The sequence below is a fragment of the Microbaculum mangrovi genome, from assembly GCF_051390635.1.
Classification (GTDB): Bacteria; Pseudomonadota; Alphaproteobacteria; order Rhizobiales; family Tepidamorphaceae; genus Microbaculum.
This window is the reverse complement of sequence record NZ_JBPODT010000002.1, coordinates 335,041-346,618: the sequence shown is the minus strand read 5'-3', so window position 1 is coordinate 346,618 and position 11,578 is coordinate 335,041. Positions and strand designations below refer to the sequence as shown.

Below are 11,578 nucleotides of genomic sequence, written 5' to 3'. Positions count from 1 at the left end.
TCTTCAGGCCTTGATTTCTTCAGGTCAGGGGTGTGGCCCGACCCTATATCCAGGTCGGGCCAAATCGTTCACGCCGCCAGAGCCGGCGCGAGGGCTTCCGCCCGGGCGATGAGCCGCTCATTGACGCGCTGGATCGGGTCGCGCACGTCGACGATGTGCGAGGCGCCGAGCCGCATCATCGCGGCCAGATGCGAGCGTCCACCCGAGTACCAAACACGCGGCGCGTAGGGCGTCATCTCGGCCGGTACGTCACCACCCAGACGACGTTCGTACTCGGCGAAGTTCGAGAAGTTCTCGTGCTCGCCGGCCTTCAGGAGCAGGCTCTCGGCCGCGACGCCTTCCGCGAGGAGCACGTCATGGTTCTCGAGCAGCACGTGGAAGTACTCGATCGTGTCGGTGTTCGTCGGCGTCGCGGCCGTGATCGTCATGTCGTTGACGAGATCCTTGGCCGGCATCAGGTGGCCGTCGAGATACAGGAAGTGCCAGGGCGACAGGTAGAGGTCGCGATGGGGAACACCTTCGCTGATCGCCGAGCGCGCGATCCGGATCGGCTTGACGTCCGCCGGCCAGTCGCGGCCGGTCTTGCGATAGACGCTGCGACCAACCCACCGGATCGGCGCAAAGCCGCCATCGAGAGTCTGAACGAGATCGCCGGCCTTGAGCGCCTCGACGGCAACCTCGCCGCGATCGGTCATGATGCGCGTGGCGCGCAGGAAGCACTGGGTGTCTCCACCGCCCCCGCCGGCTCCAGCGCCGCCACCGCCGCCGCCGCCGTCACCCGGGGCTCCGCCGTTGCCGCGATAGCTGCGCGTCATGCCGCCGCGAGCACGCGCGGTTGCCGATGTCGTGGTGGAAATTCCCGCCAAAGCCGCGACCGCGGCGATCCGGGCCCCTGCGGCGGACGTCACCGCCAAGAAATGACGCCTCGCCGGGCTTTTCAAAGCTCTGTTAGAGCGCTTCTCAGACATCAATTTCTCCCCACCTGAAGGAAATTCTCGTGGTTTCATTAAACACGTGATTCGCCATATCTTTGCCTACGCAATTGGCTTATCTCGCGACTTGTGCACACCATCAATGAACTACTTCGAATGGCATCTGACGCATGCTGATTCCGTCTAAAAGTTGCCATTTGGGACATTAGGTTAATTAAAAAGTGGTAGTCGCAGGCGGCATCGCTACGTCTAAATGGACCGAAAAACCGATATGAATCGCAGGCGCACGCGATTTCGCGGATCGATCGTAAATCGAAGCGACAAAACCGGGACCTACGCAGGCTCGCGCCATCCGACAGCCGCGCGCCATGTTTCTAAAAACATGGTTAATTTTCGGCCCAATCATCACCTTTTCTTCACCTCTGCTTTGCTTCCATGGAGGCAATCGACCGTTTAGCCGTCGAATTGATATCGATGAAAACCGGATCATCGCGGCAATCCACCGGAAGGACTTTCAACCGGCGCCCCTTCTTCTCCAGGTGCCGGGACTGAACGCGGGCCCGAAACGCCGGCCGCCACAAAAGGGGCACGGTTCCGGGTTCTTGAGTGAAAACGGCGACGGCCGCCCGGGAGGACCCTATGGTGCAGGAGCCCTCGCGTCCCTACGTGCGTGGACGCGGAATCGGACAGGCAAGACTTCTCGCTGCGACGATCTTCGGCGCCGCTGCGTGCTGGAGCCAGCTGCCTCCGGCGGCGACTGCCGATACCGTAGCCCCGATCGAAGCCGTCACCTACAGCAGCGCGGTCTCGACCGTGAACGGCCTGCAGATGACCGTCTGGACGAAATCCGGAAAACGGGGCGGCGCCGCGCGGATCGCGGCCGCGAACGGGACCCTGTGGTTCGCCGAACGGAACAAGGGGACGATCGTCCGGTTCAGACCGACCGGAATCGCGGACGTATTCACGATTCCGCGCAGAAAGATCCGCGTCGAGTCGGTGGCGGCGGGTCCCGCCGACGACGTATGGTTCACCGGCTACAACAGGGGAGTCGTCGGCCGCATCACGGCGAGCGGCCAGATCCAGATGTTTCCGGTCGGCCTATCCAGACCGCGGTCATCCGACATGACGCTCGGTCCGGATGGCAATCTGTGGTTCGCGACGAATGCCCGACGGATCGGCCGGACGACACCGGGTGGTTCGACGACGCTGTTTCCCATCAAAAGCAGGACGAAGATGCCGTCAGCCCTCACGGTGGGCAGTGACGGCAATATCTGGTTCGTCGAGCAGTCCAGGAAAACAAGGAAGAAAAGAAAGAAGAAAAACTCACCCAAGGCGCGCTTCGACCCCGTTGCCGGAGATCCGGCACGGATCGGCAAAACCGAAGCGGCCCCGGAGAGAAAGCGGCGCAAAGCGCGGAACATCGCGCGGATAACGCCATCGGGACGGATCGCCGAATTCCGATCGCGCTCGATATTGCGCGGCAGTTACGGAATCACCACCGGCCCGGACGGGCGCATCTGGTTCTGCGATCCGGCGAAGAAACGGATCGGCCGGATGACGATCGACGGCCGCGATCTCAGGTTCTTCAAGGCTGGTTTGACGGGCACCCCCGTCAGCATCGTGACCGGCCCCGACAATCACATGTATTTCGGAGAGAAGGAGGGCAGCATCGGCCGCATCTCGGTTTCCGGCAAGATTTCGGAGTTTCCGATTCCGGGAGTGGCCGGAACGGACAGATTCCCCGTTCAGGGCCTTACGGTCGGACCGGAGGGCGACATCTGGTTCGTCAACAAGCGCCGTTCGCAAGTGGGCAGGCTTCGCCTCGCGACCGATAGCGTCGATTGCGTCGGCCGGGTCTGGGACGACCTCGAAGCATGCGGCTGGCCAGGACCTGCCAATGCCGGCCATCCCGCCGGCCTGCGGCTGCGAGACACGCCAAGCCGAACGGTCACCGCCGACGGCACGGTCATCGACGGGGAGAAGATCACCGGCGGCCTTGTCATCGCCGCCAAGAACGTGACGGTCAGGAACAGCTGGATCCTCGAGAGCGCCGGCGGGGCCAACGGCAGCGGCGTCATCAGGATAGCACCCGGTGCCAGCGCCACCATCGTGCGCACGACCCTGGACGGCAGCAACGCCACCCACACAGGCATCTGGTACGAAGGCGCAAGCCTGGTGGCCCGCGGCAACAACATCCACGGCGTCAACGACGGGATATTCGTCTGGGACGCGGACAACTTCGTCATCGAAGACAACTATCTGCACGATTTCACGACCGAAGCCGGCAACGGGCATGTCGATGGTTTCCAGACCGAGGGGGCGTCGCACGGCATTATCCGGCACAACGTCTTCGACGTCGCGCAGGACCAGACATCGGCCGTGGCGATCTGGAACGGCCGACGCGACAGCAGCGACATTCTGGTCGAGAACAACCTGATGACCGGCGGCGGCTTCACGGTCTACGCGCAGGACTACAGCCCGTCCGAAGCCAATCCGCAAGGCGGCTACTCGGTGACGGACATCCGTTTCCTGAACAACAAGTTCTCCAACGCACGCTATTCCTGCGTCGGCAACTGGGGGGTCTGGTTTCCGCGCGGCGCACCGACGGACGGATGGCAGCGTCTCGGCAATATCGTCCTGGAAACACAGCAGAACATCGATTCCAGCAATCCGATCGTCAACGGCTGGGAATGCCGCTGAGGCCGACCCCCAAGCGGCTGATCGTATTCGAAGACCCGGAATTGCGGCCTTGGCGGGCGGCGCGCTATTCGGCGGCCGCCAGCCGACGGGTCGGCTCGTACCGCGCCCAGGCCGGCCGCGTGAACAGGAACCCGAGCCGGGTGCCGCGCGTGATCCAGAACAGTATCAGCGAACCGAAGATGGCGGCGCAGGTGACGATCAGCGACATCGTGCCCACGTCGGTGATGATCCCGGTCTTCAGCAGCACGATGCGCGTGGTCGCCATGGGCAGGAAGAAGGCGAGGAAGATGACGATCGAGTTCTCGCCGCAATAGCGCAACGGTTCGGAAATCCGCGTCCGCGTCAGCATGACCGCCATGGACACCACCGCAAGGCCGCCGACCGCGCCGAGCACCAGGCTGAAGCCCGGCTTCGCGGCCAGCCCCATATGGACGAGAGCGCCGTTCACGAGCGCCCATACGGTCAGTCCCGCCGCCGCGATCCAGGGATATTCGCCGACGCGCGTCGCAAAGGCGAAAACGGCCGGAGCGAGCGCGTAACCGGCGTAGAAGAAGACGAAGCGGATGGCGAATTCGTCGAGGATGATCCATCCGGTGCCGACGGCCGTGGACTGCATGATCGCCGCGGCGACGAGCACGATGGCCGGGTGAACCGGCCGCAGCAACTTCGTGACGACGAAGAAGATCGGTAGGAGATAGATGAACCACAGCGCGCCGACGGGCTGCACCATCGCGTAGAGGAAATCGCCGGGTATGTCGGCGATGCCGGTCTTGACCCCAGTCTTCAGCGCGACCTGGATCGCCATCCAGATCACGTAGAAATACGCGAAGTGCAGCACCTTCTTGTCGGTATATTCGGGCCACGGCCTGTCGATCCGGCGGCTCAGGAAAAGCCCGGCGATCAGGAAGAAGTCGGGCATGCGGAACGGCCGGGCGAACTCGATGACGGGGCGTAGCCAGCCCTGGGCGCCGACCGCTTCCTCGACGCCGCCGGTCGAATGCAGCATCACCACCATGATGATGCAGAATCCCTTGCCGATATCGACCCAATCGACACGTCCTGGCTTCGCGAGCGATGCGTTCGACACGAAATTGCTCCGTTCTTCGATATTCAGGCAGCCCGAGAATGTTTTTTCGCCCGTTACGGGCCGGTCCCGCCGGCTCTGGGCCCCGCCAGCTCAGGGCCGCGGACTCTCCCGTCGGAGCGGATCGATCAAATCAAATGAATCCGGGACAATCAGCGCAACCGCGCCGAAAGGACATAGCCATACATCGAATGGCCAAAGCCGCCCGAGGGCGCGGGCGCGCCTAACGGGTCGTTTGCGGGGATCCAGCCTCGTCGAGCACCGCCGCCTCCTCGTCCCAGCGCGAGGAGTAGCCGACCGCGAGGATAATCGCGGTCGCGACAACGATGAGGATCCAGTTTCGGGTCCGTTTGGTCATGTCGACAGGGCTCCACAGGCCCGCCCCTGGCCTGCCGCGCGCACGTTACCGTGTCGCCGCGCGCGACGGCGGCGTCCGCCCGTATCCTGGCTCAGGCCAGCGTGTAGGCGGTCTTGACTGTGGTGTAGAACTCGCGCGCATAGGCGCCCTGCTCACGCGGGCCGTGCGAGGACCCCTTACGGCCGCCGAAGGGCACGTGATAGTCCACACCCGCCGTCGGCAGGTTTACCATCACCATGCCGGCCTCCGAATTGCGCTTGAAGTCGGAAGCGTGCTTCAGCGAGGTCGTGCAGATGCCCGACGACAGGCCGAACTCGGTGTCGTTGGCGACGCCCAGCGCCTCGTCGTAGCCGGCGACCCTGATGACGCTGGCGACGGGACCGAAGATTTCCTCACGGCTGGTGCGCATCGCGTTGTTGGCGCCGACAAGAAGTGCGGGCGACAGGTAGAAGCCCTCGGTGTCGCGATTGAGCCGTTCACCGCCGATCACCTCGCAGCCCTCTTCCCTGGCCAGCGCGATGTAGCGCAGGTCCTGATCGAGCTGCGACTGGTCGACGACCGGGCCCATCTCGGTGTGCGGCTTGAGCGCGTTGTCGACCTTCAGGGTCTTCACCTTGTCGGTCATCGCCTCGACGAAACGATCGTGGATCTTCTCGGTCACGATCAGTCGCGAGGACGCGGTGCAGCGCTGTCCGGTGGAGAAGAATGCGCCGTTGAGGGCACAGGAGACGGCGGTGTCGAGATCGGCGTCGTCGAGGATCACGAGCGGGTTCTTGCCGCCCATCTCCATCTGCACCTTCTTGCCGGATTCCGCGCACGCGAGCGCAATGCGCCTTCCCGTGGGGACCGACCCGGTGAAGGAGATGGCATTGATATCTGGCGAGCCGACAATCGCCTCGCCGACGACGGAGCCGCGGCCCATGACAAGGTTGAAGACACCCGCGGGAATGCCGGCATCGTCGAGGATCTCGGCGATCGCATGGGCGCATCCGGGCACCAGGTCGGCGGGCTTGAAGACCACGGTGTTGCCGTAGGCGAGCGCGGGCGCGATCTTCCAGGCCGGGATCGCGATCGGGAAGTTCCACGGCGTGATCAGGCCGACGACGCCGACGCCCTCACGCGTGATCTCGACGCCGACGCCGGGGCGAACCGAAGGGATCACCTCGCCGCCGAGCCTGAGCGCCTCGCCGGCGAAGAACTTGAAGATCTGTCCGGCGCGGGCCGCTTCGCCGATGCCTTCGGGCAGGGTCTTGCCTTCCTCGCGCGACAGAAGCGTGCCGAGCCGCTCCTTCTCGGCGAGGATGCGGGTGCCGGCGGCGTCGAGGATTTCGAAACGCTGCTGCGGCGTCGAGCGCGACCAGCCATGGAAAGCCTCCCGGGCCGCGGCGATGGCGGCCTGCGCTTCGGCCGCCGTGGCGCGCGCATAGTCGCCGACGACGTCGGAGACGTCGGACGGGTTGAGGTTGGGCGCATATTCGCTGCCCTTCACCCATTCGCCGTCGATTAGATTGTCGTGCCGCTCCGCCATCGTCGTCTCCCTGTCGTCCTGTTTTCCCCCGAGCGAAAAATCGCTCCGAAGTAAGGACGATAGCGTGCGCTGGTCAATGGGAATTGTACGATAAATGCGATTTGCGGCCTTGTTCGGCGCACAAATTCAGAATTCCGGTATCGGGTCGCGGGAATCGCGGCCGGCCGCCCTGAGCGCGGACAGGAAGGTCGCGTACCAGGCCCGGATGTCCTCGGTCTGGACCTTGTCGAACAGCTGCCGCCAGCGATCCTGGCGCTCGTCGAGCGGCATGATGACGGCGCGCTGGATCGCCTCGGCCGTCTCCTCGATATCGTAGGGATTGACGATCAGGGCGGCGCTGAGTGCTTCGGCGGCGCCGGCAAAGCGCGACAGCACCAGCACGCCGGGATCGTCCTCGGCCTGGGCGGCGACATATTCCTTGGCGACCAGGTTCATGCCGTCGCGCAACGGCGTCACGAGGCCGACCTGGCAGGCCCGGTAGAGCCCGGCAAGGCTGCGCCGTTGCAGCGGCCGGGTGATCAGCCGGATCGGCGTCCAGTGGAGATCGGAGAAACGCCCGTTGACGTTGCCGGTTATGCGTTCCAGCTCCTCGCGAATGTCGACATAGGCGTCGACGTCTTCGCGCGAAGCGGGCGCGACCTGCAGCAGGGACACATGGCCGCGGTTCTCCGGATAGTGCTCCAACAGCCGCGAAAACGAGCGGAACCGCTCCACCAGACCTTTCGTGTAGTCGATCCGGTCGACGCCGATGACATGGCAGCGATGCTCGGAGGACAACTTGAGCCGCCGGCCCTGGCGATGGGCTTCCGGAGACATCGCGAACTTGCGGAAGGTTTCGGCATCGATCCCGATGGGAAAGGCGCCGACCCGGACCGTACGCCCCTGGACGGTGAGATATCCGTCCTCGGACGCGATCCCGCCGAACTCCTCCTCGAAATACCGGATGAAGGCCCTGGCATCGCGCTTCGTTTGGAAGCCGATGACGTCATAGGCAAGCATGGCGCGCACCAGCGCGGCGTGCCCCGGCAGCGCGGCGATGACCTCGGGCACCGGAAAGGGGATGTGCAGGAAGAAACCGATCGGCTGGCGCGCGCCCATCGCCCGCAGGTTCGATCCGAGCGCCAGGAAATGATAATCGTGCACCCAGACGACGTCGTCATCCTGGAGCATCGGGAACAGCCGGGTGGCGAAGCGCTCGTTGACCGTCCAGTACGACTTCTCGAGTTCGCGGTCGAACTGGGCGAGATCGAGCCTGTAGTGGAAGATCGGCCAGAGCGTCCGGTTGGAGAACCCGGCGTAGTAGCCTTCGTAGTCGGCCTCGTCGATATCGAGCGTCACCAGCGAGATGCGTCCGGCCTGCTCGGTCTTCAGCATGCCGTGGGTGCCTTCCGGGGTGACGTCGCCCGACCAGCCGTACCAGACGCCGCCCTGCGCGCGCAGCGCATCGACGATCGCCACCGCCAACCCGCCGGCCTTGGCGGACTCGCGCACCGGCCCGACACGATTGGAGACGACGACGAGGCGGCTCATATCGTCGTGTCCCACCTCCGGCTGAGGCGCATGGCGCCGTTGATGATGCCGACCATCGAATAGGTCTGCGGGTAGTTGCCCCACAGTTCCCGCGTTTGCGGGTCGATGTCCTCCGAAAGGAGGCCCAGGTGATTGCGCGCGGCCAGCATCGTCTCGAATATCTCGCGAGCCTCCTCGGTGCGCCCGATCCGTGCCAGGGCGTCAATGTACCAGAAGGTGCAGATGTTGAACGCGGTATGCGGCCGTCCGAAGTCGTCGGGCGCCGAATAGCGGTGGAGGTGGTTGCCGCGCCTGAGTTCCCGGCCGATGCGATCGACGGTCGCGACGAACCTCTGATCGTCGGGGGCGACGAATCCGACCTCGGCCATGAGCAACAGGCTCGCGTCTATGTTGGAGCCTTCGAAGCTCTCGACGAACGAACCGAGCTCCGGGTTCCAGGCCCGCTCCAGTATCGTCGCGTGGATCTCGCCGGCACGCTCGCTCCAGGTCTCCGCCCGGTCGTCCTCGCCGAAGCGGCGGGCGATCTTGGCGAGCCGGTCGCAGGCCGCCCAGCACATCAGCGCCGAGGAGGTGTGAACGCGGGCGCGGGTTCGCAATTCCCACATGCCGGCGTCCGGCTCGGCGTGGAGCGCGAAGGCGCGCTCGCCGACGCGCTCGAGCAGCCGGAAGTCGTCCAGTGTGGCCGGCCGGAACAGACGCTCGTCGAAAAAGGCCTGCGCGGCGCCCAGGATGACGTTTCCGTAAACGTCATGCTGGAAGTGCTCGTAGGCCTGGTTGCCGACGCGCACCGGCCCCATGCCGCGATAGCCCGGCAGATGGTCGACGGTGCGTTCGACCAGATGCGCCTCGCGGCCGATTCCGTAGACCGGCTGCATGTGCCCGCCGTCCATCTCGCGGACGATGTTGGAGAGATAGCGCAGATAGGTCTCCATCGTCTCGACCTCGGCGAGACTGTTGAGCGCGCGGACCACGAAGAAGGCGTCGCGCAGCCAGCAATAGCGGTAGTCCCAGTTGCGCCCGCTGTCGGCGGCCTCCGGCACGCTGGTCGTCATCGCCGCGACGATGGCGCCGGTCTCCTCGAACGTGCACAGCTTCAGGGTGATCGCCGCGCGGATCACGGCGTCCTGCCACTCCAGCGGCACAGCGAGGCGGCGCGACCATTCACGCCAGTAGTCCGCGGTCTGTTCCTCGAAGCTGCGGGCCAGCGTATCGACACTGTCGCTTGCCGTCTCGTCGGGGCCCAGAAGGAAGCTGATCGGCTCGTCGACGACAAAGGAGGTCTCGGCCAGCACATAGGCGACCGGAGCGTTGGTGGTCAGCCGGATGACGAGGCCCGAGCCGACATAGCGGATGTGGTTGGAGCCGTGCGTCACGGCCGGCGCGCTCGCCCCCCAGTCGAACCGCGGCCTGATGCGGAACGTCACCCGGGGCCGACCGGCGAGCGGACGCAGCCGGCGGACGATCATGGTGGGGCGGAACATGCGACCGCGGGCGCGAAACCGCGGCACGAAGTCGGTGACTTCCAGCGCGTCGCCGTTGTTGCCGTAGAGCCGCGTCCGCAGGATCGCGGTATTGGGCTCGTAGGCCTGCTCGGCGCGGGTGAAGCCTTCCAGCTCGATCGTGAATGCGCCGGTGTCGGTATCGTTTCCGTCCGGACCGCCCAGAAGGGCGTGAAACACCGGGTCCCCGTCGAAACGCGGCAGGCACGACCACACGATCCGTGCGTTGCTGTCGACCAATGCGCCAATCGCGCAGTTTCCGATGACGCCGAGATCCAGTCCGCTCACTGTGATGCCGTCTCCCTTGCCGACCGATCCAGCCGGCCGGGCATCGCCACCAGCCAGCGCACGAACTCGGCCACTGTACCGATTCGCCAGCGCGCCGCCGTCTCGCCCGCGCCGATCTTGATGCCGAAGCCGCCGAACGCGGCCGCCGCAATGAAGCCGTCCTCGTCGGTGACGTCGTCTCCGGCGAAGACCGGCACGCGGCCGGCGAAGGGGGCCTCGTCCATGAAGCGGCGCACCGCTCTGCCCTTGTCCGCGGCCGACGGCTTTACCTCGAAGACCATCTTGCCTTCGAGCACATGCAGATTGCCGCGACCCGCCACGGCGCCCTTCACCGCGTCACGGCAGGCATCGGCGAGATCGGGCCGCGCGCGATAGTGCAGCGCCAGCGCGATCCCCTTGTCCTCGAGCAACAGGCCGGGCCGGCTGGCCGCGAAGGAAGCCAGCGCGTCGCGGACGCCTGCGTCGGGGGCGCTCGCGTCGGCGCGCGATATCGGCTGGCCGGCGCGCATCCGCATCTCGAGCCCGTGCAGACCGGCGGCGGGAAACCCCTCGTGGTCGAGGTGGCGCTCGACCTCGGCGATCGGCCGGCCGCTCACGATCGCGACGGCGCCCCCGAGCCGGGCCGAGATCGCAGTCAGTGTGGCGGCAAGGTGACGTTCGGCACGGACGGCATCCGGCGACTCGGCGATTTCGACGAGGGTTCCGTCAAAATCGAGGAAGAGGCACCAATCCGTCCGGGGCGCGGGAAAATAGGGCGTCATCACCAGACTTCCATTACACGCCCCGTGCGTATCCGTTAAGCCGCATGGCGCTGTCGGCTGCGGAATGCCGCTACGGAATGCCGCAACGGCATCGCATCAATCTCGCGGTAATGGTAAACCGACGTGATAAATCCGCCACAGGTGGCGCATTCTTGCATCAACTCTGCGTTATGGCGCCGCCATCCGCTTGATTTTTACAGGAGGCTGGCGGACAAAAAGATAGATATTTCGAGTATGCAGAATCGGTTCTGAGATTTGTGAATTTGGTCGTTTTCCAAGGGTTATGAACGATGAAATGGCGGTTTCTCTCTCTGCTTGGTATCGTGGCGTCTTTGGTTATCGGTCCGGTCGGCGGTGCCCAGGCTGAGATCGATCCGCTTACCGGCAAGCGTCTGCAAAGCGGCGGCGTGTGGGCCTATACGCCCATCCCGCGCAAGGTCGTGAGCTACGACAAGAAATATTCCCCCGGAACCATCGTCGTGGATACGCCGGAACGGCGCCTCTACCTCGTTCTCGACGACGGCAAGGCGATCCGCTACGGCATCGGCGTCGGTCGCGAGGGCTTCCAGTTCTCCGGCACCTACAACCTCAGCCGCAAGGCAGAGTGGCCGGATTGGCGGCCGCCGGCGGACATGCGCGCCCGCCAGCCCTACCTGCCGACGTTCATGCCGGGCGGCCCCAGCAATCCGCTCGGTGCGCGCGCCCTGTATGTCGGCTCCACGCTCTACCGGATCCACGGCACCAATCAGAACTGGAGCATCGGCCGCGATTTCTCGTCGGGCTGCATCCGGATGCTCAACGAGGACGTCATCGACCTCTACAACCGTGTGAATATCGGCGCGCGTATCGTCGTGCTGCAATAGTCGAGCCTCGAGGCAACGCGAGGACAGACGGGCCG

Annotated in this window: 9 protein-coding genes; 2 read left to right on the top strand and 7 right to left on the bottom strand. The window is 65.0% G+C overall.

Annotation, left to right across the window (positions count from 1 at the left end; translation table 11 throughout):
• Window positions 1-68: 68 nt before the first annotated feature.
• Window positions 69-908 carry a Hint domain-containing protein gene (locus tag ACSF9G_RS08075; RefSeq protein ID WP_436642084.1) on the bottom strand — a complete coding sequence of 280 codons (840 nt, stop codon included), beginning with the start codon at window positions 906-908 and terminating at the stop codon, window positions 69-71.
• Between the two features lie 663 nt (window positions 909-1,571).
• Here ACSF9G_RS08075 and ACSF9G_RS08070 point away from each other — a divergent pair.
• Window positions 1,572-3,632, top strand: a complete 2,061-nt coding sequence (locus ACSF9G_RS08070) for a virginiamycin B lyase family protein (protein WP_436640309.1) — start codon at window positions 1,572-1,574, stop codon at window positions 3,630-3,632.
• Window positions 3,633-3,696: 64 nt separating this feature from the next.
• Here ACSF9G_RS08070 and ACSF9G_RS08065 read toward each other — a convergent pair whose 3' ends face one another.
• The 6 genes from ACSF9G_RS08065 to otsB all read right to left on the bottom strand — a co-directional run bounded on the left by ACSF9G_RS08065 (window position 3,697) and on the right by otsB (window position 10,680).
• Window positions 3,697-4,719, bottom strand: a complete 1,023-nt coding sequence (locus tag ACSF9G_RS08065; protein ID WP_436640307.1) for an acyltransferase family protein — start codon at window positions 4,717-4,719, stop codon at window positions 3,697-3,699.
• Between the two features lie 220 nt (window positions 4,720-4,939).
• Entirely contained in the window at window positions 4,940-5,074 is a 135-nt protein-coding gene (locus ACSF9G_RS08060) for a hypothetical protein (protein ID WP_436640305.1), read from the bottom strand.
• A gap of 91 nt (window positions 5,075-5,165) precedes the next feature.
• Window positions 5,166-6,602 carry an aldehyde dehydrogenase family protein gene (locus ACSF9G_RS08055; RefSeq protein WP_436640303.1) on the bottom strand — a complete coding sequence of 479 codons (1,437 nt, stop codon included), beginning with the start codon at window positions 6,600-6,602 and terminating at the stop codon, window positions 5,166-5,168.
• Window positions 6,603-6,728: 126 nt separating this feature from the next.
• Window positions 6,729-8,132 (bottom strand): alpha,alpha-trehalose-phosphate synthase (UDP-forming), encoded by a 1,404-nt coding sequence (gene otsA, locus ACSF9G_RS08050; RefSeq protein WP_436640301.1) that lies wholly within the window; start codon window positions 8,130-8,132, stop codon window positions 6,729-6,731.
• On the bottom strand, window positions 8,129-9,919 hold the full coding sequence (locus ACSF9G_RS08045; RefSeq protein ID WP_436640299.1) for a glycoside hydrolase family 15 protein: 1,791 nt from the start codon (window positions 9,917-9,919) through the stop codon (window positions 8,129-8,131). The genes otsA and ACSF9G_RS08045 overlap by 4 nt, the downstream gene beginning before the upstream one ends.
• Window positions 9,916-10,680, bottom strand: coding sequence for a trehalose-phosphatase (gene otsB / locus ACSF9G_RS08040; protein ID WP_436640297.1), 765 nt, complete (start codon window positions 10,678-10,680; stop codon window positions 9,916-9,918). The genes ACSF9G_RS08045 and otsB overlap by 4 nt, the downstream gene beginning before the upstream one ends.
• Window positions 10,681-10,970: 290 nt before the next feature.
• Between otsB and ACSF9G_RS08035 the strand changes: the two genes are divergently transcribed.
• Entirely contained in the window at window positions 10,971-11,543 is a 573-nt protein-coding gene (locus ACSF9G_RS08035) for a L,D-transpeptidase (RefSeq protein WP_436640295.1), read from the top strand.
• Window positions 11,544-11,578 lie beyond the last annotated feature (35 nt).

Excerpts from the sequence above, each read along its gene's own strand:
- ACSF9G_RS08070 (WP_436640309.1), top strand. The coding sequence starts at position 1,572 with ATGGTGCAGGAGCCCTCGCGTCCCTACGTGCGTGGACGCGGAATCGGA.
- otsB (WP_436640297.1), bottom strand. The coding sequence starts at position 10,680 with ATGACGCCCTATTTTCCCGCGCCCCGGACGGATTGGTGCCTCTTCCTC.
- otsA (WP_436640301.1), bottom strand. The coding sequence starts at position 8,132 with ATGAGCCGCCTCGTCGTCGTCTCCAATCGTGTCGGGCCGGTGCGCGAG.
- ACSF9G_RS08060 (WP_436640305.1), bottom strand. The coding sequence starts at position 5,074 with ATGACCAAACGGACCCGAAACTGGATCCTCATCGTTGTCGCGACCGCG.
- ACSF9G_RS08035 (WP_436640295.1), top strand. The coding sequence starts at position 10,971 with ATGAAATGGCGGTTTCTCTCTCTGCTTGGTATCGTGGCGTCTTTGGTT.
- ACSF9G_RS08055 (WP_436640303.1), bottom strand. The coding sequence starts at position 6,602 with ATGGCGGAGCGGCACGACAATCTAATCGACGGCGAATGGGTGAAGGGC.